This is a genomic window from Sphingomonas sp. Root241 (genome assembly GCF_001428865.1).
Taxonomy (GTDB): Bacteria; Pseudomonadota; Alphaproteobacteria; order Sphingomonadales; family Sphingomonadaceae; genus Sphingomonas.
In genome coordinates, this window is the sequence record NZ_LMIV01000001.1 from 1,649,847 (window position 1) to 1,675,861 (window position 26,015).

15 protein-coding genes and 1 tRNA gene are annotated in these 26,015 nt (G+C 64.0%); 10 read left to right on the forward strand and 6 right to left on the reverse strand.

From position 1 onward, the window contains the following. Nucleotides 1–134 precede the first annotated feature (134 nt). The gene (locus ASE13_RS07725; RefSeq protein WP_025495035.1) at nucleotides 135–602 is read left to right on the forward strand and encodes an Lrp/AsnC family transcriptional regulator; all 468 of its coding nucleotides are present in this window, start codon (nucleotides 135–137) and stop codon (nucleotides 600–602) included. Nucleotides 603–653: 51 nt separating this feature from the next. Here ASE13_RS07725 and ASE13_RS07730 read toward each other — a convergent pair whose 3' ends face one another. After that, nucleotides 654–1,910 carry a hypothetical protein gene (locus tag ASE13_RS07730; RefSeq protein ID WP_056613241.1) on the reverse strand — a complete coding sequence of 419 codons (1,257 nt, stop codon included), beginning with the start codon at nucleotides 1,908–1,910 and terminating at the stop codon, nucleotides 654–656. 337 nt (nucleotides 1,911–2,247) lie between these two features. On the opposite strand from ASE13_RS07730, the gene gyrA reads away from it, so the two are divergent. From gyrA to ASE13_RS07760, 6 genes are all read left to right on the forward strand, one after another. After that, the gene (gene gyrA / locus ASE13_RS07735) at nucleotides 2,248–4,992 is read left to right on the forward strand and encodes a DNA gyrase subunit A (RefSeq protein ID WP_056613243.1); all 2,745 of its coding nucleotides are present in this window, start codon (nucleotides 2,248–2,250) and stop codon (nucleotides 4,990–4,992) included. Between the two features lie 152 nt (nucleotides 4,993–5,144). Further along, complete coding sequence (locus tag ASE13_RS07740; protein WP_056613245.1) at nucleotides 5,145–5,492, forward strand: DUF952 domain-containing protein; 348 nt, start codon at nucleotides 5,145–5,147, stop codon at nucleotides 5,490–5,492. A gap of 73 nt (nucleotides 5,493–5,565) precedes the next feature. Then, nucleotides 5,566–5,970, forward strand: coding sequence for a hypothetical protein (locus ASE13_RS07745; RefSeq protein ID WP_235536876.1), 405 nt, complete (start codon nucleotides 5,566–5,568; stop codon nucleotides 5,968–5,970). A 55-nt stretch (nucleotides 5,971–6,025) separates the two neighbouring features. Next, the gene (locus ASE13_RS07750) at nucleotides 6,026–8,002 is read left to right on the forward strand and encodes a TonB-dependent receptor family protein (protein ID WP_056613248.1); all 1,977 of its coding nucleotides are present in this window, start codon (nucleotides 6,026–6,028) and stop codon (nucleotides 8,000–8,002) included. Then, the gene (locus tag ASE13_RS07755; protein WP_056613250.1) at nucleotides 8,002–9,333 is read left to right on the forward strand and encodes a PepSY-associated TM helix domain-containing protein; all 1,332 of its coding nucleotides are present in this window, start codon (nucleotides 8,002–8,004) and stop codon (nucleotides 9,331–9,333) included. Before ASE13_RS07750 ends, ASE13_RS07755 begins: the two co-directional genes overlap by 1 nt. Before the next feature lie 44 nt (nucleotides 9,334–9,377). Next, nucleotides 9,378–9,452: transfer RNA gene (locus ASE13_RS07760), tRNA-Glu, on the forward strand. Nucleotides 9,453–10,207: 755 nt separating this feature from the next. Here ASE13_RS07760 and ASE13_RS07765 read toward each other — a convergent pair. The 4 genes from ASE13_RS07765 to ASE13_RS07780 all read right to left on the reverse strand — a co-directional run bounded on the left by ASE13_RS07765 (nucleotide 10,208) and on the right by ASE13_RS07780 (nucleotide 19,667). Then, nucleotides 10,208–13,126: a TonB-dependent receptor plug domain-containing protein gene (locus ASE13_RS07765; protein ID WP_056613253.1), complete on the reverse strand. Its 2,919-nt coding sequence runs from the start codon at nucleotides 13,124–13,126 to the stop codon at nucleotides 10,208–10,210. A 507-nt stretch (nucleotides 13,127–13,633) separates the two neighbouring features. Then, nucleotides 13,634–14,695: a LacI family DNA-binding transcriptional regulator gene (locus ASE13_RS07770; RefSeq protein ID WP_056614906.1), complete on the reverse strand. Its 1,062-nt coding sequence runs from the start codon at nucleotides 14,693–14,695 to the stop codon at nucleotides 13,634–13,636. Nucleotides 14,696–15,070: 375 nt separating this feature from the next. Beyond that, entirely contained in the window at nucleotides 15,071–16,612 is a 1,542-nt protein-coding gene (locus tag ASE13_RS07775; protein ID WP_056614908.1) for a tryptophan halogenase family protein, read from the reverse strand. A gap of 61 nt (nucleotides 16,613–16,673) precedes the next feature. Next, nucleotides 16,674–19,667, reverse strand: coding sequence for a TonB-dependent receptor (locus ASE13_RS07780; protein ID WP_056613255.1), 2,994 nt, complete (start codon nucleotides 19,665–19,667; stop codon nucleotides 16,674–16,676). Between the two features lie 305 nt (nucleotides 19,668–19,972). Between ASE13_RS07780 and ASE13_RS07785 the strand changes: the two genes are divergently transcribed. Both ASE13_RS07785 and ASE13_RS07790 read left to right on the forward strand, forming a co-directional pair. Beyond that, nucleotides 19,973–20,665 carry a SapC family protein gene (locus ASE13_RS07785; protein WP_056613257.1) on the forward strand — a complete coding sequence of 231 codons (693 nt, stop codon included), beginning with the start codon at nucleotides 19,973–19,975 and terminating at the stop codon, nucleotides 20,663–20,665. 14 nt (nucleotides 20,666–20,679) lie between these two features. Further along, the gene (locus tag ASE13_RS07790) at nucleotides 20,680–21,672 is read left to right on the forward strand and encodes a cupin-like domain-containing protein (RefSeq protein WP_056614909.1); all 993 of its coding nucleotides are present in this window, start codon (nucleotides 20,680–20,682) and stop codon (nucleotides 21,670–21,672) included. A gap of 20 nt (nucleotides 21,673–21,692) precedes the next feature. Here ASE13_RS07790 and ASE13_RS07795 read toward each other — a convergent pair whose 3' ends face one another. Beyond that, nucleotides 21,693–23,753: an alpha-L-arabinofuranosidase C-terminal domain-containing protein gene (locus ASE13_RS07795; protein ID WP_056614911.1), complete on the reverse strand. Its 2,061-nt coding sequence runs from the start codon at nucleotides 23,751–23,753 to the stop codon at nucleotides 21,693–21,695. A gap of 470 nt (nucleotides 23,754–24,223) precedes the next feature. On the opposite strand from ASE13_RS07795, the gene ASE13_RS07800 reads away from it, so the two are divergent. Continuing rightward, nucleotides 24,224–25,096, forward strand: coding sequence for an alpha/beta hydrolase (locus ASE13_RS07800; protein ID WP_321164345.1), 873 nt, complete (start codon nucleotides 24,224–24,226; stop codon nucleotides 25,094–25,096). The last annotated feature ends 919 nt before the right edge of the window (nucleotides 25,097–26,015 follow it).

A 26,015-nucleotide genomic window follows, 5' to 3' on the forward strand; every position in this document is an offset into this window, starting at 1 on the left:
TTAACGCTCGGGGGAGGCCCTAGATACAGTCCATTTCGGCACGTCGCATTGTGGGACAATTGCGTTGCGTTGTAATTATCTTATAGTCTAGCAACCCCTGCATGCAACGAATCCACAATGAAAGAGACGAGCTCATGCGATTCGACGATATCGACGTACGGATCCTGGGGCTGCTGCAAGATAATGGCCGGATGACCAATGTCGAGCTGGCGGAGCGCGTCGGGCTGACCGCCCCGCCCTGCCTCCGCCGCGTCCGCGCGCTCGAGCAGCAGGGCGCGATCAGCGGCTATCACGCCGCGCTCGATCCGGCGGCATTGGGCTATAACCTCACGGTCTTCGCAATGGTGAGCCTCAAGAGCCAGGCCGAGAGCGACCTGCGCGCGTTCGAGCAACTGGTGGCGGACATTCCCGAGGTCCGCGAATGCCATATGCTCAACGGCGAAATCGACTTCATTCTAAAGATCGTCGCACCCGATCTGCAGAGCTTCCAGCAGATCCTGACGACCAAGCTGACCACCGCGCCCAATGTCGAGCATGTGAAGACGTCGCTGACGATTCGCACATCGAAGGCGCTACCGGGCGTCCCCGTACCCGAAATGTGAAAAGGGGCGGCATCGCTGCCGCCCCTTCCCTGCTTGCCGTGGCCGCGCCGCTCAGGCGAGCGGCGGGAAGTCGATCGAAGCCTGCCAGAGCAGCGCCAGATTGGCATTCGCGCCCTTGACCGCCTGGAACGCAGTGCGCGCCTCGTCCTTGCGGCCGAGCGCACGCAGCGCGACGCCGCGGTTGAGGTTCACTTCGTCGGCATCGACGCTGCCCTTCTGGAGCGACAGATCGTAGAGTTCGAGCGCGCGGGCGTAATTGCCCGAGGCGAGGAAGGCATCGGCGGTCTGCTGCGCGCTGCGGCCGTCCTTGGCCGAAGTCGCTTGCTTGGCGAGCCCTTCGAGCGAGCCTTCCGATTTCACTGCGGTCTGCGACGCGGTGTAGGTGCGCTGCACGTCGGCGTCGGCCGCGGGAATCTTGCCCGCCTTGCGGCCTTCGTCGATCACCGCGACTGCCTCCCAGGGCAGGCCCGATTGCTGCGCGGCGAAGCTGTAATCGGCATAATCGCCGCGATCGGCCAGCGCATTGGTGGCGCGCATCAGCCGGTAGAGGTTCATCTTCTCGCTCTTGCCGGCCGCCGGAGTGCCCTGGCGATAGACCTGGATCGCCCAGCGCCAATTCTGAACGGTGGGATATTCCGCGATGTAGCGCTTGAGCCAATCGGCCATCGCGGCGCGATCACCCGTGGCGTTCACGCGCGGAATCGCGAACTTGTACCAATCGACCGGCGGCTTGCGGCCGGCAGCCTTGCTCGCCTCGATCGCGCGGTTCACTTCGGCGATCGACTCGTTCGGCTTGCCGGTGGCGGCATAGGCGTTGGCGAGCAGAACGGGGAGATCCTCCTGGGTGCTGCCGAGTTCGCGCGCCTTGAGCAGCGGCGCGATCGCATCCGCAGGCTTCTTCTGGGCGAGATATTGCGAGCCGACCATGTAGTTGTAGATCGCACCATAGACCTTGGCCCGATCCGGCGGCGTCTTGGGATTGCTGGCGAGGGCGCCCAGCGCCTTCATTTGACCTGCTTCGTTCTTCTTCTCGAGCTCGAGCTGGAGACGCAGGAAACCCGAATAATATTTCTCGTCGTCGTTTGCCGCGACGGTTTCCGCGGCAGTGAGCTGCGTATCAGCGGTGGCGAGATCCTTGGCCTTGAGCGCGGTCTCGGCGGCAACGGCGGCCTTGCGGAACGCGTCGCTCACCTTGAGCTGCGGTTCAGCCTTCTTGTCCGCCTTCTGCGCCAGCGCCGGCGCGCTGCCCACGACGGAGGCGCCCAGCGTCAGCGCGGCGGCCAGCGCGAGCTTCGAAACGAACTTCATGTACAACTCTCCTCGTGGGAACGGCATACTGGTCGGCGGCCCCTGTAAATGCCCGCCGCGCGCCGTTCAAGCGGACGCAGATGAGTTAGCGATGGCAAGGGCGCCCTGAACGACGATTGAACGTCGCTGATCGTTCCATTACCGCGTTGGATGCCGATGACATGCGTGCTGGCGATCTCGATCACCGATCGCCGACAAAGTTCGCGCTATAGCCGATCTCTCAATCCACAGGATAATCGCGCCTCACGCGCGCGTGTACGCGCACGCGCGGGTTGGCAGGTGGTATCGGGGGCGCTAGAGCCCTATCTAACGTAACAAACTCCGAAAGCGTGATCCTTTGACCGACGAGACCCTGCTCGCCGACCCTTCCGATATTACCCCGATCTCGATCGTCGACGAGATGAAGACCTCGTACCTCGATTACGCGATGAGCGTGATCGTGGCGCGCGCCCTCCCCGACGTTCGTGACGGCCTGAAGCCCGTCCACCGCCGCATCCTCTACGCCGCGCAGGAAGGCGGCTATGTCGCCGGCCGCGCCTATCGCAAATCGGCGCGCCTCGTCGGTGACGTGATGGGTAAATATCACCCGCACGGCGACAGCTCGATCTACGATGCGATGGCGCGCATGGCCCAGGATTGGGCGATGCGGGTGCCGCTGATCGACGGCCAGGGCAATTTCGGGTCGATGGATCCCGATCCGCCTGCGGCGATGCGCTACACCGAAGCGCGCCTCGCCCGAGTCGCCTCGGCCCTGCTCGACGATATCGACAAGGACACGGTCGACTTCCAGGACAATTACGACGGCTCGGAGAGCGAGCCGACGGTCCTGCCGGCCCGCTATCCCAATCTTCTGGTCAACGGTGCCGGCGGCATCGCAGTCGGCATGGCGACCAACATCCCGCCGCATAACCTGGGCGAAGTGATCAACGCCTGCCTCGCTTATATCGAGAATGGCGCGATTTCGCTCGAGGAACTGATGGAGATCGTCCCCGGACCCGATTTCCCGACCGGCGCGATCATCCTCGGCCGCAGCGGCTGCCGCTCGGCGTACCAGACCGGCCGCGGCTCGATCATGGTCCGCAGCCGCCACACCACCGAGCAGCGCGGCGAGCGGCGTTCGATCGTGCTTACCGAAATACCGTACCAGCAGGGCAAGAACGCGCTGGTCGAGAAGATCGCCGAGGCCGCCAAGGAAAAGCGGATCGAGGGCGTCAGCGACATTCGCGACGAATCGAGCCGCGAGGGCGTGCGCATCGTCATCGATCTGAAGCGCGACGCGACTCCGGAGGTCGTGCTCAACCAGCTGTGGCGCAACACGCCGGCGCAGAGCTCCTTCCCGGCCAACATCCTCGCGATCCGCGGCGGGCGCCCCGAGCTGCTCAACCTGCGCGACATCATCGAGGCGTTCGTCAAGTTCCGCGAAGAGGTCATCACCCGGCGCTCGAAGTTCGAGCTCGCCAAGGCACGCGACCGGGCGCACATCTTGCTCGGCCTGGTCATCGCAGTGACCAACCTCGACGAGGTGGTGAAGATCATCCGCAGCTCGCCGAGCCCGGCAGTGGCACGCGACCGATTGCTCACCCGCGAATGGCCGATCGCCGAGATCGCGCCCTATATCCGGCTGGTCGAGGCGATCGACACCGAAGTCACCGGCGACAGCTATCGCCTCAGCGAAGTGCAGGTCCGCGCGATCCTCGACTTGCGCCTGCACCGCCTGACGGCATTGGGCCGCGACGAGATCGGCGACGAACTCGCCAAGCTCGCCGAGACGATCGCCGAACTGCTCGAGATCCTCGGCAATCGCGCCAAGCTCTACGAAGTCATCGTCGAGGAGCTGACCGCGGTCCGCGATCAGTACGCGACGCCGCGCCGCACCGAGATCGCCGCCGCCGCCGACGGGATCGAGGACGAGGACCTGATCGAGCGCGAGGACATGGTCGTCACGGTGACCATGGAAGGCTATATCAAGCGTACCCCGCTCGACACTTTCCGTGCCCAGAACAAGGGCGGCAAGGGCCGCGCCGGCATGGCAACCAAGGATGAGGATGCGGTCACGCACCTCTTCGTCACGTCGACTCACACGCCGGTGTTGTTCTTCTCCACCGAGGGCAAGGTCTATCGCATGAAGGTGTGGCGCCTGCCCGAGGGCGGGCCCGCCACGCGCGGACGGCCGATGATCAACCTGTTGCCGCTGGCGACGGGCGAGACGATCTCGACCGTGCTGCCGCTGCCGGAGGACGAAGCGACCTGGGGCGATCTCCACGTCATGTTCGCGACCGCCAAGGGCTCGGTACGTCGCAACTCGATGGACGCGTTCGCCAATATTCGCACCAACGGCAAGATCGCGATGAAGTTCGAGGAAGGGTCGGAAGATCGCCTGATCGGCGTGTCACTGCTCACCGAGGAGGACGATGTGCTGCTCGCGACGAAGCAGGGCAAGGCGATCCGCTTCGCCTCGACCGACGTGCGCGAGTTCCAGAGCCGCGATTCGACCGGCGTTCGCGGTGCGCGGCTGGCCGAGGGCGACGAGGTGATCTCGCTATCGGTGCTGCGCGGCTTCGACGCGACGCCGCAGGAGCGCGAGGATTACCTCAAGGCCGCACCGTGGAAGGAGGGCGATCGCGAAGTCACGCTTTCGCCGGAGCGGATGAAGGAGTTCGAGGATGCCGAGGAGTTCATCCTCACCGTAACCGCCAACGGCTATGGCAAGCGCACCTCGGCCTATGAATATCGCCGCACCAACCGCGGCGGCCAGGGCATCACCAATATCGTCAGCTCGGATCGCAACGGCCCGGTGGTGGCGAGCTTCCCGGCGCATAATGGCGAGCAACTGATGCTCGTCACCGATCAGGCCAAATTGATCCGCACCACGGTGGGATCGGTGCGGGTGACCGGACGCAATACGCAGGGCGTGATCCTGTTCCGCGTCGCCGATGACGAACATGTCGTCTCGGCCGCGCGGATCGAGGAGAGCGAGGAAGAGGCCGAGATCAATCTCGCCGACGGCGCAGTTGCGGGTGAGCCGACGCCGGATGGTACGACGAGCGAGGATCTGGCCGCGGGGCCGGAGGACGGGCAGTAATACTAACCGTCACCCCGGCCTTGTGCCGGGGTCCACTGCGCAGCGCGCACCAGCATCAGTTGCTGAAGGTTTCGTGCGCGGCTTGGTGGACCCGGAACAAATCCGGGGTGACGAAGTAGTGCTGCTATGGCCAGCCTCTTCCGGAGGACAGCATGCCCGATTCCACTGCCTATAAAGTCCTCACCACCGACCAGATGTCCGTTCTCGAAACGGACGGCAGCTTCGCGGGTGCGCCGGTGGACCTGGCCGACGGCTATATCCACCTCTCCACCGAGGCCCAGCTGCAGGAGACGATCGACAAACATTTCGTCGGGCAGGACGGACTGTGGCTCGCAGCAGTCGATCTGGAAGCGCTGGGCGACGCGGTGAAATGGGAGCCGTCGCGCGGTGGGCAGCTTTTCCCGCATATCTACGGACCGCTGCCGCTCGACGCAGTCACTGCCTATAGCGAACTCCATTACGAGCCTGACGGTAGCCTGCGCCTGCCGGTCACCGGGTGAGATTGGACAAAATGTCCGCTTGTGTCCGCGCGGTGGTTCGGCAAAGGGCTGCCGGGTGAATCGATCGGCATCCGTGCAACAGAGCTGTTTGCGGCGCCTCGCGCTGCTGCTGGTCGGCTGCGCATTGCTCCTGCGGATGGCGGTTCCCGCCGGCTGGATGCCGCAGGCGAACGCCGCAGGCGTCACGCTTTCCTGGTGTGCCGATAGCGGAGCGAGCGGCCCCGCGGCACTCAGCGAGGCGAAGGCATTGCTCGCCGAGGCGATCGGCAAGAACGCCCCTGCCGAGCACAAGAAGAGCGCCGACCAGCCCTGTGCCTTCGCAATGGCCGCCATGCCGTTCGCGCCTGTCGACCCGATCGTCGCGCCGCCGGCGCCGGCCCGTGCCGAACCGGTCCCGCACGTTCGTCTCGAGACCGCGCCGGGCCGCGGCCTCGCCGCCCCTCCCCCGCTCGCTACCGGCCCCCCTCGCCTCGGCTGACGCTGCCGGCGTGCTCCGCGCACGCCTTTGCCCGTTATCTGTCGAGGATCAGTTCATGTCGAAATTCGTTCGCGCGCTGCTTGGCGCGCCTGTCTTGCTCGCCGCCCTTCCCGCGCTCGCGCAGGAAGCCCCCGCCCGATCCGACGAGATCGTCGTCACTGCCGAACGGCTGGTCGAAGAGGCGATTCAGCGCGTCGGCGAGACGCCGGGCGGCGCCAATGTCGTCCCCGCCGGCGACTTCGACGAGAAGGTCGCAGTCTCGCTCCGCGATGCGCTCGCTTTCTCCCCCGGTGTCTATGCCCAGCCGCGCTTCGGGCAGGAAGTGCGCCTGTCGATCCGCGGATCGGGGATCAGCCGCGGCTATCACATGCGCGGGCTGACGCTGTTGCAGGACGGCGTGCCGATCAACCTCGCCGACGATAATGGCGATTTCCAGGAGCTTGATCCGGCATTCCTCCAGCATGTCGAGATATTCCGCGGCGCCAATGCCCTGCGGTTCGGCGCATCGACACTCGGCGGGGCGATCAACGGCGTCACTCCGACCGGCCGTTCGTCGAACGGCGTGCGCCTGCGAGTCGACGGCGGAAGCTTCGACACGCTGCGCGGTTTCGCCAGCGCGGGCTATGCCGATGCGCGCGGCGATGCATGGCTGGCGATCGCCGGCGATCGCTCGGATGGCGACCGCGATCATGCCCGCCGCAAGGCGCTGCGGGTCAACGGCAATGTCGGGCTGCGGCTGAGCGAGGGCGTCGAGACCCGCTTCTACGCGAGCGCACAGACGATCCGGCAGGAACTTCCCGGCGCGTTGACCTATGCCGCCGCGCGCAGCACGCCCGGGAGCGGCAACTTCGCCGGCGATCAGGCGCGCGATATCGACTCGCTGCGGCTGCAGAACCGGACGAGCATCGCGATCGGCAGCGGCAATCTCGACGTCGGGCTGTTCCTCAATGCCAAGCAGCTCCACCATCCGATCTACCAGTTGATCGACCAGAAATCGCTCGACTGGGGCAGCTATGCCCGGCTCGATCAGGATTTCGGCACCTTCGGGCTGACCGCCGGCGTGACCGCACGCTTCGGCAGTGTCGCCTCGCGCCGTTTCGTCAACATGAACGGCGAACAGGGCGCGAAGACCTTCGACGCCGACCAGCGCGCCCGCACGATCGATGCCTATGCCGAGGCGCGCGTACGCCCGGTGCCGGCCCTAACGCTGATTGCAGGCGCCATCTACACTTCGGGGCTGCGGCGGCAGGATCAGGTCTTCCCTACCCTGGCGAGCGGCCGTGCCGCGTTCGACCAGCTCTCCCCGAAGCTCGGGCTGCTGTTCGAGCCGACGGGCGGCGTGCAACTCTATGCCAATCTCAGCCGCAGCCACGAGCTGCCCGGCTTTATCGAGCTCGCGCAGATCTCGAACTTCGTGCCGCTCGACGCACAGCGCGGCTGGACGGCCGAGATCGGCGGGCGCGGCAAGATCGGGCCGCTGCGCTTCGATCTGAGCTATTATCGCACGGATCTCGACGGCGAGCTGCTCCAGTATAATATCGCGCCGCCGACGATCCCGGCTGCCACCTTCAACGCCGGACGTACGCGGCATCAGGGCATCGAGCTGGGGCTCGATCTCGATCTCGCCGCATGGGCACGGCTGCGGCAGGTCTATATGTGGAGCGACTTCCGCTTCCGGCACGACGCACAGTTCGGCGACAATCGCCTGCCGGTCGTGCCCGAGCATTACTATCGCGCCGAGCTGCGGCTGGGCGGCGATGCGCTGCACCTCTCCCCGAACGTGGAATGGACGCCGCGCGGCGCCTGGGTCGACTATGCCAACAGCTTCCGCACCAATGGCTATCTGTTGTTCGGGCTGAGTGCCGAGGCGAAAGTCGATGACCGCTTCACGCTGTTCGCCGATGCACGCAATCTGGGTGGGCGCAAGGCGGCGGGGGATATATCGGCGGTGGTGCAATACACACCCGCCAGCGCGATCTTCACTCCGGTCGAGCGGCGCAGCGTCTTTGCCGGCGTGCGGGCGGCCTTCTGATGGCAACCGCTCCGGGCACGCGCTGGTACAATGCGGTGTGGCGCTGGCATTTCTATGCCGGGCTGTTCTGCATGCCCTTCGTCCTGTGGCTCGCCGCGACCGGGACGATCTATCTGTGGAAGCCGCAGATCGAGGCGTGGCTGGAGCGGCCCTATGACACGCTGACGCCTTCCGGCCCGCGGGCCAGTGCCGAGGCGCAAGTGAAGGCGGCGCTCGCCGCCGTGTGGGGCGCGACGCTGCACAAATACCAGCTTCCTCAGGCACCCGGCGAAGCCGCGCGCATCATCGTCGGCAAGGACGGAAGTGAAACGCGCGTCTATGTCGACCCTTACCGCTTGCGCATCCTCCGGACCGAGGTCGAGAGCGAACGGCCGATGCGCGTGATCTCGGACCTGCACGGCACCTTCCGCGCGGGCAATCCGGGGAGCTGGCTGGTCGAGATCGCGGCCTGCTGGACGGTGACGATGCTGCTCACCGGACTCTATCTCTGGTGGCCGCGCCGCGCACGGGGATTGGCCGGTGTGCTCTATCCGCGGCTCCGCTCCGGCAAGCGGCTGTTCTGGCGCGACTTGCACGCCGTGGCCGGGATCTGGGTCGCGGCGCTGGCGCTGTTCCTGATCTCGACCGGCCTGCCCTGGGCCAAATTCTGGGGCAGCTATTTCAAGGACGTCCGCGCGGTCACCGGCACGCTCGACGGACCGCAGGACTGGCCGACGGGTGCCCGCAGCGCGATGCTGGGCGACCATGCCGAGCATGAAGGGATGACGATGCCGCATGCGGTCGCGCGCGGTGGCGATCTCGATCGCGTCGCGGCCGCCGCCTATCCGCTCGGCATCGCGCCGCCGGTGCTCCTCGCCCCGCCGGGCGCCAAAGGCACGGAATGGACCGTGACGTCGGATGCCGCCAACCGGCCATTACGCACCACGATCACCGTGGACGGCGCGACCGGCGCCCTCACCTCGCGTCGCGACTTCGCCGAACGGCACTGGCTCGATCGCGTGGTCGGTTACGGCATCGCCGCGCACGAAGGCGCACTGTTCGGGATCGTCAACCAGTTGCTCGGCACGCTGACGGCGCTGCTCCTCGCCACTCTGTCGGTTTCGGGAGCGGTGATGTGGTGGCGCCGGCGTCCAGGCGGCTTACTGGGGGCCCCGATTCCGCTTTTGCGGCCGCGCTACGGTCCAGTGCTGATCGGCGCCATCGTGCTGCTCGCAGTGGCGATGCCGTTGTTCGGTGCCACGCTGGTGCTGGCCGTGATTTTCGACCGACTACTGCTTCCCCGCTGGCCCGCCGCACAGCGCTGGCTCGGACTGGTGCCGATACGTGCTTGACGGACCGGCAAGCGCCCCGTAATTGCGCGCCTTCCGCAGCACATGGCCCCTTCGTCTAGCGGTTAGGACGTCGCCCTCTCACGGCGAAAACACGAGTTCGATTCTCGTAGGGGTCACCAGCGATTTCAATGCTTAGCCGCTGATGTTGAGATGAAATCTAGCGATCTGGCCGGAACCTGGCCGGAATAGCTCCTCGGATTTCGCCGGATATTCCCGGATGATTACGTCGGATGCGAACCGATGCCGTCGTTTGGCCGAATCGCTTGAAAGCCTTCCGCGAAATAGAGAATCTTGCTGATTCTCGCGATCTGGAATTCGCCATGGCGTTCGAATCATAGCCTTGGTGGGAGGACACAGTTCGCGCAGGAACGGAGTCGCGCAAGAGAGTATGTCTCGCGGATCGTAGGCAATGGGCGGGCAAGCGTGCCTCAGGCGACCTCCGTTCCCAGGAGGCGACTTCCGCTCGTGGCTTACCACCCTCCGAGACGGGCGTGGAGAGCAGGCAAATGTTGCTCCGGTGGGGCATTCTTCACAACGTTCGCTTGGCCATATTGGCTATGCTGATTTTTGCATCGGCGTGGCGACGGCCGCGTAACTTTGGTCTCCCGGCCTGATAGGAGACGATGCAGAAATCAAAATTTCTGCATCAACCTGCCCCGGCAATTTCTTCCGGTTGCGATCTAGCGACGCGCGAGGTCAAGTAACGCTACCATTGCCATTAGTCAGACTTTCTCAATCTGCGTTTGAGCTACCCCCCGGCCGGTGCATCATCCCCTCCCCGATTGATCCGCGAAAAATCGGCCGGCCACCCTTTCGGGTAGCCGGCCAAGGCACGCCTGTGAGGGGAGGTCTGGCGGACCGCCATCAGGCGAGGTCAGAATTTGAACCGCACTCCGGCGCGGTAGATGCGGCCGACAATGTCATACAATGCCGGATTCGCATTAAACGGCGACTTGGCCGGATCATGGTCGAAGACATTGTCGACCTTGAAATAGCCAGTGATCTGGTCAGTGACGTTGTAGGTTCCGCCGATGTCGAGATAGAAGGCGCCGGGCATGAAGTTCCTGTCGATCGTCGGTGCAATCGCTGTCGACGTCGGACAATTGCCAGGCGTGCAAACGACATATTGGTTGCCGTAGTTGCCGTCGGTGAACCAGCGTTGCTGCAGCGTCAGGCTGAGCCGGTCGTTCGTGTAGGTCTGCATCGCCAGCAATTTCCAGTGCGGCGTGGCACCGGTGTTCACGCCTGCCGAGTCCGTCGGCGCAGTGCCCGGAAGACCTGCCTCGGTGATGTACTCACGGATATGGGTGGCGAGCGCCCGCAAGGTGAAGCTGCCCGGCAAGCCCAGCGGCTGCCGCCATTGATAGCTTGCCTCGATATCGAACCCGCTGGTCTTGATCGACGCGAGATTGAACGACTGCACGTTGATGAAATTGGGGCCGTTGGGGTTGTTGAGATTATAGGCGCTGCACGTTTCGGGGAGAATGTTGCGAAAGCAAAGGTCGACGATCTGCGCCGCGCCAAGGCTGGAGACGACGTCGGTGATCTTGATCTTGTAATAGTCGACCGAAACGCTGAACCCCGGAAGCCAGGAGGGGTTCGCGTAGACCGCCCCGATCGTGGTGTTGCGGCCAATTTCGGGCGTGAGATTGGGATTGCCGACCACGCTCTGGATCGCGACGACGTTCACGTTGCGCGCCGGGTCCAGGAAGTTGGGCAGCGTGGTCGTAACCGGCGCCGCGAACAGCTCGGACAGGTTCGGTGCACGCACGTCGCGCGAGGTGACGCCGCGTATGCGCAGGCCGTCGAGCGGCGTGTCCCAGGTGCCGCCGACCTTCCAGGCCCAGATGGTTCCCGATGTGCTGTATTCGGTAATACGGGCGGCCGGATTGATGTTTGCCCGCCCGAAGGTGTCACTGTTGAACAGCGGAACGTTTAGCTCGAGGAACGCTTCCTTGACGCTATATGCGCCATTGCCATTCTTGTAATTGCCCGCATACCAGTTGTTGCCTGTGGTCGAGAGCAGCGGATCGACCGGATAATCGGCGGTGTTCGGGCTGATCGGAGCGACGCCGGCTCCATAGGGGTCCGCATAGACCTCGTAGAATTCCTTGCGATATTCGGCGCCGAGCGCGATCGACACCGGTCCCGCGCCCCAGTCGAACAGCGAACCCGAGAAGTTCAGGCTCGCCACATCCTGGGTGATGCGCAACCGCTGGAACGGTCCATTCTCGGGCATGATATAGGCACGCGCCGCGGCGGACGGCTCGGCGCCGCCGAGGATGTTGATCGGCTGGCAGCCATTGGCCCTCGCGACAGCGTCGGCACAGACGATCGCGCCGTTCAGCAGGACTGCGTTGATTGCCTGGTTATAGCGCGGCGTGAGCATGATGTCTTCGACATCGACCGCCGTGTGGTTGACGCCACGCTCGTAATAGGCGTCGTAGCTCCAGTCGGTGCCCGCGATGCCGAACTTGCCTTTAAGACCACCGACGAACCGGTATTGGCGGCGATCGGTGCGCACCTTCGTGTTCGGCAGCAGCGCGTTGGCCGTGCCGAACGTGAAGCTGGTCACGCCCGCAGTCGCGCACTGCGTCTGGACCGACACGGGCACGAACGGGTTCGCGCACTGGATCGTCAGACCCGTACGGTTCTGGCCGTTGACGGGCTGATTGTGGGTCTTCACCTGGCCGACGTTGTAGGTGAAGTAGATCTCGTTATCTTCGGCAAAGTCGTAGCCGATGCGGCCATAGCCGGTCAGGCGCTGAATGCCCGATTGCAAGGTGCGTCCGGTATCGGTGTTGCCCGAAAGGTCGCCGCCCACGCAGAAGCCAGGAAAGCAGCCGATGACGTTCCCTGCAGCGTTGCGCGCGGGCGTCCCGTTCGATCCATAATTGAACTGAAAGGGCCGGCCATTCCGGTCGAACGCGATGCCCTGGAGAGGACCGGCGCTAATCAAACCGTACTTCGTGAAGTTGTAGGGCTGCGCGAAGTCGCGCATCACATATTGCGGCGATCCGTCATTGGTGACGTTCCGGTTGATCATCGTGGTCTGGGTGAACCAGTCGCGATCGCCAGCGAGATCGACTCCGAAATCGCCCGGCCCGACGCCCGCTTCCTTGGCGAACTCGCCGCTCGCCACGACGTGCAGCCGCCCATCGAAGAAGTTCTTCCCTGCGGCGAGCTGGATCAGGCCCTGCTCGTCATCGCCATAGGTGGTGACACCACCCTGGATATTGCCCTTGATTCCAGTGAAGCGGGTATCGGTGATGAAGTTGACCACACCGCCGACGGCGTCCGATCCATAGGATGCGGATGCGCCGCCGTTCACCACGTCCACCCTGCGGATGAGCAATTGCGGGAACAGACTGACGTCAGCGACTCCTGTGTAATAGGCGCCAACGACGCGCTGGCCGTCGATCAGCGTCAGCGTCCGGATCGTGCCGAGGCCCCGAAGCGAGAAGGAACTGAGGCCTTGCTGCCCGCTCGAGGTACTGAACGTATTCGTCGTCGAACCGCTCGATCCTTGCAGCGAGGGCAATTGGGTGATGGTCGCGAATATGTTGGGTTGCGCGTTATTCTGAATTTGCTCTTCGCCGACGATCGTGGTCGGGGTTGGCGCCGCAAAGCCGGTCGCCTGAATGCGTGAGCCGGTGACGATGATTTCGGCTTCTCTCGACGCCTCCGCTTCCGTCTCGCTTCCCGCGGCCTGCGCGGCTCCAGCCGGTTGCGGTGCCGAGGTCTGGCTCGCCGTATTTTCCTGCGCCATGACCGGAACGGCAAAGAGCGCCATCGACGCGATGATACTGACCGAAAGCAGGGCGTGCAGCCTCGCCCCTTTCCGGCCGTTCGCGATTGCGACTTCGAGCTGCGGATACCTGCCTCGAGACATCACCCCTCCTCCTCACCTGTCCGCAGCCTCTTCGGGCCGCGCCGCACCCGCGACGCCGAATGGCGGCGACGGTAGCGTTAACATTGAATCGTAGGTTCCGCCTCGCGACGAGTCAATGCTCGGACAAATCTCGCGACCCATCTCGTCAAATTGCTCCCGGTGAGCCCTTATAACGGCATTACATGTCCATATAATGGTATATGTCGTTATATTTTGGACGATAGTGCCACGATAACGTTATCGTAATCGTGAAAAATTGCAGGCAGATTGGGGCTAGAGACGCCGACACAGGATGCCGCGCGTTCTACAAGCCGATGAGGCTTAGATCTCGCCGCTCGAGACTTTGCATCGCCAATGCAGACGGAATGCTGCGTGACAGGCGGAACCTCGCGCACGGGCCCGCGCCCATTAGCTCTGCGTGAGGGCCCGCTCCTGGCACGGTGGCTGCGCATGGGAGGCCGATTGCCGCTTCACAATCGCATGCTCCAGGACATGATCGGGGCGACCGGTGCTCGGGCGAGTCGCGTTGGCGATCTCGGCGACCAATAGCCGAAGAGCCTCGGATGCAAGCTGCCGCACAGGCTGATGAACCGTGGTGAGAGGTGGCCAAAGCATGACAGCCCCAGGGGTATCATCAAATCCGACCACGGTCAGTTCGCGCGGGACGTCGATCTGACGCCGGTGTGCGACCGAGACGGCAGCGGCCGCCATATCGTCATTACTCGCGAAAATCGCCGAGGGCAGCACGGGGCCATCCAACAATTGCTCGGTCGCAGCGAGACCCGACGCAAAGCTGAAATCGCCCTGCGCAACTAAAGCACGGACATCGCCTGCTTCCCGAACGGCAGCGTAGAAGCCAGCGAGCCTCTCTACGCTTGCCGCCTGATCCGGATTGCCGGCGACGAAGCCCAGCTGTCGATGTCCCAGCCCGATCAGATATTGTGTCATCTCGTAGGCCGCGCGGCGGTCATCTATGCGCACACAAATCGCGTCTTCGACGGCATGCGCGCCCACAGCAGCGATCGGAAGTCCCGTTTCGCGAAGCAATCGCAGCAAGGCCGGCGACTCCCCCAAGGGTGGTGTAACGATGAAACCGCCCACGCCCGAAGCGGCAAGGTCGGCCAAGCGCCCCTGGGCCGGAGGGCGCCCGCCCTCGCCCTTTAGAAGCACGAGGCGAAATCCGCGCGCGGATGCCTCCTCGAATACGCCGATCAGGAAGTCGCTCATGAACGCGGCGCTTGGGTTGGAGTATATTACGCCGATTTTCGGCTCTGCCGCGGTAACCAGATTTCGAGCAGCGATGTTGGGCGTGTAGTCGAGTGCCCGTATGGCGGCTTCCACGGCCGCGCGTGTCTCCGGCCCGACGCCGGCCTGCCCATTGATCACGCGCGAGACCGTCATTGGAGACATGCCGACTCTAGCTGCAACGTCCTTGATCGTGGCGCTTCGCGGCCGCGCGCTTCGTGTCACCAAGACCCCTCTTCAACTGCCTCGAACCACGCACGAACTAGACGATTTCGGCCAGCAATCAACGGCTATGCCAAGCTTGCCGGTCTGCTGCGCGGCGAGCCTTGTCTCACCGGCGCCTGCTCAGCGGGCTTCGTGAGTCGGAGCCAGGCGGCCGCTATTGGGCGCCTTGCTGCCGACGTGCCTGCCGGGCGAACGAGGGTTTCGGGAAAGCTGTACCGGGGCAAGAGCGAATGACCCATCACGCCACTTCGCACGAAGGATTTTGGCGTTTCATCAAGTCAATTCAAGTATGCTTCAGGCGGATGGATGCGATAGCCGCAACGTCGCGCCTATGGTCGGAAACCACTTCTGCAGCGCCCATCTTGTTTCAGGCGGTCAGACCGGTTGGAAGCCATGTTCGTGGACCTTGTAGATCAGGTCGCGGTGCCTCGGCAGTCCGACGCGCAGTCGCTCGGTGTGCGTGACGTTCTCACGCATCGCGCGCTCGGCGAGCCGCGCTTCCCCGGCAAGCGCCGAGGGCTCGATCTCGGTGCGGAAGCCCATTCCGTAGAGTACATATTGATAGCTGGCCGGGGGGAAGACTTCCTCGACCCGGTCGAACTCGTCGTGGAACCAGGGGGGCTGGTATTTCCACAGGAGCATCAGCTCCTGCAGGCGGTCCGGTATGCTCTCGGGCCGCACATTATCCCGCCAGAAGTCGCTGTCGGTGCGGCGGGTGAGGACATAATGGAGCTTGAGGAAATCCACGATCCGGCCCCAGCGATAGTGCGTCGTCGCATTGAAGCGCGAAGCAACGACATCCATGACTTCGCGGCACACCGGCATCTGCTCGGCGATGAGCTTCGCCGACAATTCGATGAGCACGATTGCCGAGGATTCGAGCGGCTCGAGGAATCCCGCGGCAAGCCCCACCGCGACGCAATTGCCCTTCCAGAACGTTTCGCGATGGCCGGAGCGTATCCTGATCTTGCGGACCGGGAGGTCCTTTCCAGCCTCTCCTAGATAGGCCCGCAGCTCTCGTTCGGCCTCGTCGTCGGAAATATGATGGCTCGAAAAGACGTGGCCGGTGCCCCGGCGGGTCGGCAGGCCGATATCCCAGATCCAGCCGGCAGACTGGGCCGTGGAGGTGGTGTGCGATGCGATCGGGCTGTCCTCTCGCGCATACGGCACCTGGACCGCGAGCGCGGTGTCGCAGAACAGAACATCGCCGCAGTCCTTGAACGGCACCCCCAACGCGTCGCCGAGCAACAGCGCGCGGAAGCCCGTGCAGTCGACGAAGAGATCGCCTTCGATCTCGCCGGCTTGTTCGGTCTCGACGCTTCTGATGTCGCCGTCTTCGGTCAGGTGAACGCGCCGGACATCCGCCAGGACATGCCGCACGCCCAGCTTCTCGCAACAATGGCGCTGCAGGAAGGGCGCGAACTTTCCGGCGTCGAGGTGATAGGCGTAATTGGCGACGGCATCATATTCGGGCGTGGCGATCGTCTTGGGCGCAAGCCCCGCATCGCAAATACGCCCCTGCGGCGTGACGGCGTCGCAGAAACTGCCCTTGACTGGGCCGGCCAGCCAATGCGGCACGAGGTTGAGCTGGTGAAAGCTCTGCGGCAGCATCAGCGGATGATAATACGCGTCGTCGAGCGCGCCTGTCGTCCAGCGCGCGAAGCTGGCGCCCTGCTTGAACGCCGCGTCGCACTCACGGAAGAAATCGGTTTCGGAAACGCCGATCTTGGGAAGCGTCGTCCGTAGCGTCGGCCAGGTACCCTCGCCCACGCCGATGATCGGCGTAGTGGGGGATTCGATCAGCGTAACCGTGAAGCCGGCCGCCATCCGGCCACGGTGCTTCGCCGCGACGATCCCGGCGGTCAGCCACCCGGCGGTCCCGCCGCCGACAATGACGATATTCTTGATCGGACGCATGCGCGCAATCTTCAGCGACAATGCCGGGGGTGTCAAAGACACCCCCGAAGTAGGGAAAGGGTCAGAGCTTGATGCGCAGACCCGCAGTAAACCGCCGTCCGTAACCATAAACGTCGAGCAGCTGGTTGTTGTACCGGCCGTGCGTGCTCATCGTCTCGTTGGTGATGTTCAGCGCCTCACCGAAGACATTGATGTTCTCGGTGATCTGGTAGCTGGCGCTGAGGTCGACCTGGGTGCTGGCATTGACGAACGTCGGTTCGGCCCCGAATGCGCCGGTGTTCTGCACCTGGCCGAATTGCAGCAGATATTCGTCGCGCCAGTTGAGCGCCGCGCGGAACTCGAACCCGTATTTGTCGAAGAAGCCGACGAAATTCGCCGAGTTCGCGAGTCCGGTCACCGCGAACCCGCTCTGGCTGATGTCGCTGCGGTCATAGGGCTTGTTCGTTTCCACGAACGTGCCGTTGGCGATGAAGCCGAAGCCCGAATCCCCGAACGTGTGCTGCAGTGCCAGCTCGACACCCCGAACCGTCGCGTCCGGCCCGTTCACGCGCTGCGAGACGCTGAACTGCGCCGCCTGCCCGGTCGAGGGATCGACGACTCCGTTGATCGTCTGGCGCTGCGTGCCCTGGACGATGAAGTTCGAGACGTTCTTCAGGAAGAAATTCACCGACGCATAGGAATTGCGCTGATAATACCATTCCGCCGCGACATCGAAATTGTCGGCAAGATAAGGCTGCAACAGGGGGTTGCCGCCATCGGCGGTGAGCGCTCCGACACGTTGGCCCGAGCCGATATTGAGCACGGGCGTCAGCAGATTGAGCGTCGGCCGCGTCAGCGTGCGCGAGGCGTCGAAACGCAGCACCAGCTTGGGCGTGAGCTCGAGCTTCATGTCCACCGCGGGCAGCAAATAGCTGTAGCTGTTCCGCGTCGTCACTTCCTGAGACGGGCCGAAGTTCACGGTGAGCAATGTCGGGTCGGTGGTGCTCGGCGTGATCGAAGTCGGCAGCCGGCCGACGCCGGTGGAAGCGAGCTTGGTCGATTCCTGGCGCACGCCGGCATTGAAGTGGAACGGCATGCCGGCGATTTCGGTCTTGTACTTGGCCGACAGGAAGAGCGACCAGGTCTTTTCGTTGATGTTGCGATAGCTGCCGACATCATTGGCGACGTCGAACGTGCCGGTGAAGGCAGTGCCGCAACAGCCATAATTATACCCAGGGATCGTCGTCGCCTGCGGGTTGCCGAGACCGGTCAGGAAATCCTGATACGCAACCGCCGAGAAATTGATCAGCGTCGGTGGGAGCGTGCCGCTGAAGCCGGGAATGAAGCCATCGGTACTGATGGTGCCCCTGTACAGGTTCGCCGGGATGGCGACGCCGCCCGTCGTTCCCGATGCCGGGCCATAGCCCGAATAGGCCTGCCAGAAGTTGTTCGCGAAGGTGTTGGCGCTGCGGAACTTGAACGTATCGTCCACATAGGATCCGCCGATCGACAGCGTCAGATCGTCCTGCGTCCATTTGGCCCGCAGCCGGCCCTGCTTGATCGTATCGGTATTCTTGTTCGCGATGTTGACGGTGACGTGCGATCCGATGGCCGACATGTCGGCCCAGCGGTTCGGATCGCCGTTGACGCCATAGCTGTGGAGCGACGGGATCACTTCGTCGCTGTCTCCGGTGATCGCGATACCCAGCGCCGGGCCGATCCCGAACCCGTAGCCGACATCGGCGCCCTTCCCGTTGACGCGTCCGTCAGGGTTCAACCAACTGCGCGAGAGGCTGCCGTCAGCCTCGATTTCCAGATTCTGGGTCGCGTCCCACTTGACGTTGAGCCCGGTCTGGTTGGTGCGCCGCCAGTTGCTGTCGGTGCCGGCGGTAAAGTCGGTCTGCGATCCCGCCTGCGTGAAATCGAGCGGCACCCCATTGTCGTCGAGCTTCACGTTGCGCAGCGATCCCTGGTTGAACCAGATACCGAAGCCGAACGTGTCCGTGTTGATGCGCTGATCGGAATAATTGTTGTCGACCGTCAGCAGCAGATCGTCCGACGGCTGCCATTGAATGGCGATCCGCCCGTCGATGCGCTCATCCTTCGTATAGGATTGCTGCGCACCATATTGCTGCTCGAAGAAGCCGACGATCGTCTGCTGCTGCGACGCCGGCGCGGTCGTGTCGGAGGTCGGGTTGCACGTCGCAGCGGTGCTGCCGGCGAGCTGGCACGGCGCATATTTCCCGCCCGGGAATCCGTGGACGAAGACATTGTTCGTGCGGGTGTCGTGCCGCGTATAGATCACGCTGGCAAGGATTCCGAAGCTATCGTCCGCGAAGCTGTCGCTGATCAGCAAGCCGCCCGAAGGCACGATGCGCTTCGAATAATTCTGGATCGACCCCGAAGCCGACGCCGCAAGGCGGAACCCGGGATGGTCGAGCGGCTTGGGATAGGCGATGTCGATGGTCGCGCCGATCGAGTTGGCCGCGACCGTCACGTCCGGGGTCTTGTACACGGTGAGTGCGCCGATGAAGTCGGATCCGACGGTGCTGAAATCGATCGACCGTCCGCCCGTGGCGGTGGCGAGACGCCGACCGTCGACGAGAGTCTCGTTGAAATCGCCACCGAAGCCGCGGATCGTAACGCCGTTCGCCTCGCCCCGCACGCCGTCGCGCTGGATCGAGACACCGGGAAGACGCTGCAGCGAGGCGGCGACGTTCGAATCAGGGAACTTGCCGATGTCCTCGGACGAAATGACGTCGACGACTCCCGACGCCTCGCGCTTCGCATCGAGGTTGCGCTGGAGCGAGCCGCGGATGCCGGTGACGACGATTTCGTCCTGCTCGGCCTGGGTCACGGTCGACTGCGCATCGGGCGTTTCGTTCTGGGCGGTCCTCGTCGGGGCGTCGCGGCCTGTAGGGTCAGGTGCGGCCCGCTCGTCTCTCGACACCGTTACCGAAGATGCGAGAGCCGGCAGCGTGAATGTTAGCGCTACCAAACTTGAAGCACAAAAAAGCGCCAATTTGACCGTCGAGCGCGTCCCCGACGCATTTGTCTGTGTAATAATGCCCTTCATGCCGATACCCCCTCCTTAAGGTATAGACCGATTGCACGCCGGATCACCGGCGCGGACTCGCGCGAAGCGGTTGAAAACCCGCTTTATTATTCGATAGGCAAGCACCCGCAGCGTCGCGGACACCCGCGAGCCGATAACGGCCATCCTCCCGATCCATCTCTGCGAATCTGCCCGGACAATAACCAACTACGTTAGCGCTATCAACAATAATTTGTCGGCGTATAACAATGCGACAGAGCGTTGACCTCGCGCGGCTTTCGGCATCGAATAATTGATGCCCGGCGCGGCCAGCTTCAGGAGGGGGAATGCCGAGAGAGCTCGAATTGCTGGATACCGAGGCGCATCGCGATCTCCGCATCGCGCGCGGGCAGGAAACCGCGCCGCACTTCGTGCAGGTGGTCGTCTCGGAATTCGCCTCGGCCGCCACTTGCTGTCCGATCCTGCTCACCAAGAACCCGGACACCGGACAATTCTATGCCGGGGCCATGTACGGATTCAAACCGGGCGAGAATCTGTTGCGGGATCCGGTCGGGGAGACGCGGCCTTATCATCCGCTCGACCTCGAGCGTCAGGGCTTCTTCATCTCCGGCGACAGCATCGCGATCGACCCGCACCATGCGAGGTTCGATGCGCCCGACGGAGAGGCGCTCTTCGCCGACAATGGCGAACCCGGCGCGCGGCTGCGGAAAATCCAGCAGGTGCTCCGCCAATTGAAGACCGGCGTGGAGGAAACCGACAGGTTCATCCAGACGCTGCTCGCGCATCGCCTCATCGACCCGGTCGATATCACGCTGCGTTTCGATGACGGTGAGACGCTGGCGCTTCAGGGGCTCTATACGGTCAGCCTCGACAGCCTGCACGAGCTCGACGACGCAGCCGTGCTGGAGCTGTTCCGACTGGGCTATCTGCAGCTCGCTTATTGCATGGCCGATTCGCTCAAGCAGATTCCGGCCCTCGCCCACCGGCGCAATCGACGCCTGGCGGCCACGCCAGGATAGTCCGGGTGCGCGAGATTTCCGCCGACCAGGGATTCGCTCCCGAAAGCTTTCAACGGGAAGTAGCCGATGCCTGCGCGCCGGTCATCCTTCGCGGGCTCGGACAAGACTGGCCCGTCGTCGCGGCAGCGCAGGAGTCGCGTGATGCGCTGTTCGCCTATTTGCAGCGCTTCGATTCCGGCCAGACTGGCCAGGCATTCATCGGCCCTCCCGCGATCGCCGGACGTTATCATTATGGCACCGGCCCGGACGGCTTCAACTTTGCGCGCGAAACGCTGTCGCTGCCGGAAACCCTGCGGCGCATCGCAGCTGCGGCGGATCAGCCGGAGCTGCCCTCGGTCTATATGGGCTCGCTGCCGACGGACGCCCATTTGCCGGGCTTCGCAGACGAGAATCGCGCAGCCTTCCTGCCACGCGCCATTCGACCACGCATCTGGATCGGCAACGCATCGCAGGTCGCGTGCCACTACGATACCTATGACAATCTGGCGCTCGTCGGAGCCGGACGGCGGCGCTTCACGCTCTATCCGCCCGACGCCATAGCCGACCTCTATGTCGGGCCGATCGACCATAATATGGCCGGCCAGCCGGTCAGCCTGGCAGCCGGATCCCCCGACGGCGATTCACGCTATCCCAAGTTCGAAGCGGCACGCCCGCGGGCGCTGCACGCGGAGCTGGAACCCGGCGACGCGCTCTACATCCCGAAGCTCTGGTGGCACCAGATCGAAGCGACCAGCCCGGTGAACGTCCTGATCAATTACTGGTGGGACGGGTTCAGCGCCGGCCCCGATGCGCCTTATGCTACGATGATGCTGGCGATGATCGCCATCGCCGAGCGCCCAGCCGCCGAGCGTGCGGCCTGGCGCGCCTTCTTCGACCATTATGTCTTTCGTCCCGACGGCCATCCGCTCGCGCATCTGCCCGAGGAACGGCACGGCATATTGGGGCCGCTGCGCAGCAATTACGGGCGGATACGCGCGATGGTGATGCAGGTCCTGCGCGGCGGTTGAGCGCCGCCGCGCAGGGTCGGTCATTGTCCGACGGGATATTCGAAGATCGTCACCGATATCGGATCGACGGTGAGTGAACGGCCGAGCGCCGGCACGCGCCTCTCGCTGATCGTCACGCCGGCCGGCTTGCCGACCTTGTTCTCGGCGTCGAGTGATTTGCCGGTGAGCAGCCACCGGGTGCCCGCGCCGCCCGGCTTGAGACCGCGCGGTTCGACCGTCAGGCGCTGTGGCTTGTAGGTAGCGTTCACCACCGCGATACGCAGCCGCTTGCCGTTGGGGCTCAGCCCGGCGATCACATCGAGCGGCCAGGTCGCGCTTCCCGCCTTCACCTGTGGATGCGCGAAGCCCACGGGATAACGTGGGTCGGGTTGAGGGACGTTGCCCTCGACTGCCAGCGGGATCGTGCCCGCGCCGAATCGTTCGCCGTACAATTTGAATATCGCGCCCGTGGTGTTGAGCGTCGCGGCGGTCGGCGTGATGTCCATTGTCGAGGCACCGGTCGTGAAGGCGCTCATCGTCAGGAAATCGGTGTGGCGCAGCATTTCCTGCATCACCATCGCATAAGCGAGCGCATTCTTGAGCGTCGGCTTGCCGAAATAGGCGTACTCGTCAATCGACAGGAATATCTTGCGATCCCGGATCGCCGGGAAGCGCTGCTGGTAGATCTTCCATTCCTCGGCCTTCATCCGGACGTGGTTCGAAGGCGAGCGCGCATATTCGATCAGCTCGGCATCCGCGGGAGCATTCGGGCGCTCTTCCGGGCGGTCATACCAATGCTCGCTGATGCCATCGAAACTGCCCATCGCATGCGCGAAGAAGCCGCCGGTCCAGTCCTCCTCGGTTCCGAATTTGTGCTGGATGCTCTCGAGCGAGGCATTTTCCTTGAAATCGCGCGGATGGAGCTGATCGGGCATCGCACCCGAGGCGATGAGCGTGATCGACGGGTCTACCTTCCGCATCCGCTCGGCGAACTCGCGATGCTTGATCAGATAATATTCGAGGCTCGTCTTGCCGATCTGCCACCATCCATAGGGCTCGTTGCCAATATTCCAGAGCCGGACGCCATAGGGTTCGGGATGACCGTTGGCCGCGCGCTTCGCACCCCAGTCGCTGGTCGCCGGGCCGTTGAGATATTCCACTTCCTCAGCGGCCGAATTGGCATCGCCCAGGCCGGCATTGACGGTGACATAGGGTTCGACATCCAGGATCCGGGTGAGCCGCATCCATTCGTCCATGCCGATGTCGTTCGGCTGCATGGCGCTCCACGCATGATCGAACATCGGCGCGCGGCGATCGCGCGGACCGAGCGCGCCGTGCCAATCCCAGTCGGAGAGGAAATTCCCGCCCGGCAGCCGCCAGAAGCCCGAGTTCAGCGACTTCGCAATGGCAGTCGTGTCGGCGCGCCAGCCGTCGATATTGTCCGAAGGCATGAGCGAAACGGCGGCGATCCGGAAGCGGCCGCTGCCGGTTCCCGTGATCTCGAGCCGCGCGTCCGTGGTGTCGGCGCCCGGCGTGAAAGCGAAGTCTGCGCGCTGCCAGGCGGGCCCGGCGGCGGGCAAAGTCACGACCTGCCGGTCCCCTTCGCCGTCGCCCCAGATCAGCGCGACCTGCACCTTGGCCGCCGCATCGCCCGACAGCCACAGCGATCCGTCGTGGCGGTTTCCCTTCGCGACGCCGATGCCGGATTGCGCCAGCCCGCGCGGCGTTTCGCCGACCGCGACGCTGGGGCTGTGCGGACCGACGAACGGATCCTGCGTGTCCATCTTCACGGCATCGTCGCCCCCGATCGGGCGCCATTTGCGATAGGCGACTCCGGGGCGGCCCTCGGCATTGGGCGGCGGCGGAACGTCCTTCGCCTCGGAAACGACCGGATAATAGAATTTGCGGTCGTCGAGCATCTCCGCCCACAAGGTGCGCGCCACCAGCCCGCCGATCGGCTCGATGAACATGCCATAAGCGTAGCGCGTGACCGGTGCGGCACGTTTCGCGCCATCGATAGTGACACGGATCTCCTGTGCGCCCAGTGGCGCACCTCCTGCGAGAATCAATGCGAGCGTCGCCGCTTTCGCTGCCGGCCTCATCCATCCCTCCATTGTGTTATTTTCTGTTGCCGCTACGCGTAACGGTAGCGTTAACATTGCACCAGCCCTGTTTCGGCAATTTGTCGGAGTGCTGGGCTTGCAGCAGAAGATGCGGGAATGTTCGTAAGGATCGACAACGGGCGATCCGTCACAGGAGAGGATGAACAATATGGCGAAGAGGCGTGCTTATCTGCTGGGCGTGGCGCTGGCGTTGATCGCGGCCTGCCCGGCCTCGGCACAGGTGACGACTCGCGTTCCGGCGCCCGTGCCGGGTGCGCCTTCGGCCAGCGTCGAGCGTATCAAGGTCCACTCTCCCGCCATTCTGGGCAATCTGGAGGGCGAGTCCGCCGATCGCGACGTGCTGGTGGTGCTGCCTCCCGGTTACGCCAGCAACCCNGCGTATCAAGGTCCACTCTCCCGCCATTCTGGGCAATCTGGAGGGCGAGTCCGCCGATCGCGACGTGCTGGTGGTGCTGCCTCCCGGTTACGCCAGCAACCCGAAAAAGCGCTATCCGGTGCTCTACGCCCTGCACGGCTACTCGATCGGTGCCGAGCAATGGGTCAAGGAGATCCACGTCCCCCAGACGATCGAGGGCGCCTTCGCCAAGGGCGCGAAGGAAATGATCGTCGTGCTTCCCGACAGCAAGACGGCGCATAACGGATCGATGTATTCGAGCTCGGCGACCACCGGCGATTTCGAGACGTTCATATCGCACGACCTGGTGCAGTATATCGACCGACATTACCGCACGCTGGCCAGGCGTGAGAGCCGTGGACTGGCCGGCCATTCGATGGGCGGGTACGGCACAGCGCGCATCGGAATGAAGCACCCCGACATGTTCGGGGCGATCTACATGATGAGCCCTTGCTGCCTCTCGCCGCGCGACCCCGCCCAGTTCGACGCAGCCACCGGGGCGAAGCTCGCCAAGGTGCAGTCGCTGGAAGAGGCCAGCAAGCTCGGCTGGGGCGAGCGCGCGCAGCTCGCCACCGCGGCGGCCTGGTCGCCCAATCCCCAAAAACCCCCGCTATACCTGGACCTGCCGATGAAGGACGGGGTGGTCCGGCCCGAGATACTGGCGAAATGGGCGGCGAACGCGCCGCTCGCGTTCGTCGACCAATATGTCGGCAATCTCCGCCGTTACCGCGCGATCGCCATCGATGTCGGCGACCGCGACGGGCTCAAGGACGATTCCCGGAAGCTGCACGAAGCGCTCGATCGCTATGGCATCGCCAACAGCTTCGAGATCTATCCCGGCGATCACACAAGCGACGTCGCCGCGCGCTTTCAGGAACAGGTGATTCCCTTCTTCAGCAAGCACCTGGCGTTCGCGCAGAAACGCTGAGGCGTCCGCATCGAGGATGCGTGCGCGTCGCCCGCAGCCCTGGGACCGCCAGAGGCGATCGTGTCGAAAACGCCAGCATAATCCGGCAGCGGAACGCGTGGTGGCTCGCGTCCGCTGTTTGATTGGGTGGTGCAATTACCGCCATGCCGATACAGGCGCTCAGCACGATCAACGCGGGATCGGCCTGACAAGCTCCATTGGCTAGCCGGAATCGGTGTTCGAACTGCGTGCTGGGAGGCTTCCGCGGGTCCGAGGCACACCTTGCTCGACAGCATCTCATTCTAGTCGCGGCGCCCAGCCCCATTGCGTAAAGGATCGGTGCGCCACGGCGTTGAGGCCGACCGACCTATGGTTGACGACACCCGCTGCAAAGGACCGCTTGTCGCCGTTTGCAGTCGTTTGCCGACCGATAATGGCTACTTTCTCGCGCCGCACAAACGGCACGGACAGCAAGACTGCCGGACAGGTTCAGCGGGCTCGCCGCTTCCGCCAGCCGATCGTCACCGCAGGCCGAGACCTGCGGCGCGGGGCTCGGTGGTCCGCCGCGGACGGCCATAGAGCGGCGGTCGGGCGGCAACGCCGTCCGAGGCGTCAAGCTCCGCAAATCTCATTCCCGCCAGCGCATCAGCGCCCGATATCGTCCATGGCGACGACGACCAGATTGTCCCGATCGGAGATGTGGCAGAGCTTTCGGCGCGGACGGCGCCAAGGGCGCAGCTCATGGGGTATTTGCGGGTGCAATGACCGTGATCGGGTCAGCCATCTTTGTAATCACAGAAAGCCGTTCACCGTCTGACTGGGACGCCGTCACAACGACTGTCACGGCTGGACTTGCGCTGCTTGCAATCGTTCTGCTCTCCGTCGGAGTCGCCGGGTTACGACGTCGAAGCGTTAGCGCATGGTCTCGGGTTGCGGCGAC

What these genes read in the sequence shown, in the direction of transcription:
- ASE13_RS07725 (WP_025495035.1), top strand. Translation starts at nt 135, where the DNA reads ATGCGATTCGACGATATCGACGTACGGATCCTGGGGCTGCTGCAAGAT.
- ASE13_RS07730 (WP_056613241.1), bottom strand. Translation starts at nt 1,910, where the DNA reads ATGAAGTTCGTTTCGAAGCTCGCGCTGGCCGCCGCGCTGACGCTGGGC.
- ASE13_RS07740 (WP_056613245.1), top strand. Translation starts at nt 5,145, where the DNA reads ATGCCCGATTCCACTGCCTATAAAGTCCTCACCACCGACCAGATGTCC.
- ASE13_RS07750 (WP_056613248.1), top strand. Translation starts at nt 6,026, where the DNA reads ATGTCGAAATTCGTTCGCGCGCTGCTTGGCGCGCCTGTCTTGCTCGCC.
- ASE13_RS07755 (WP_056613250.1), top strand. Translation starts at nt 8,002, where the DNA reads ATGGCAACCGCTCCGGGCACGCGCTGGTACAATGCGGTGTGGCGCTGG.
- ASE13_RS07765 (WP_056613253.1), bottom strand. Translation starts at nt 13,126, where the DNA reads ATGGCGCTCTTTGCCGTTCCGGTCATGGCGCAGGAAAATACGGCGAGC.
- ASE13_RS07775 (WP_056614908.1), bottom strand. Translation starts at nt 16,612, where the DNA reads ATGCGTCCGATCAAGAATATCGTCATTGTCGGCGGCGGGACCGCCGGG.
- ASE13_RS07780 (WP_056613255.1), bottom strand. Translation starts at nt 19,667, where the DNA reads ATGAAGGGCATTATTACACAGACAAATGCGTCGGGGACGCGCTCGACG.
- ASE13_RS07785 (WP_056613257.1), top strand. Translation starts at nt 19,973, where the DNA reads ATGCCGAGAGAGCTCGAATTGCTGGATACCGAGGCGCATCGCGATCTC.
- ASE13_RS07795 (WP_056614911.1), bottom strand. Translation starts at nt 23,753, where the DNA reads ATGAGGCCGGCAGCGAAAGCGGCGACGCTCGCATTGATTCTCGCAGGA.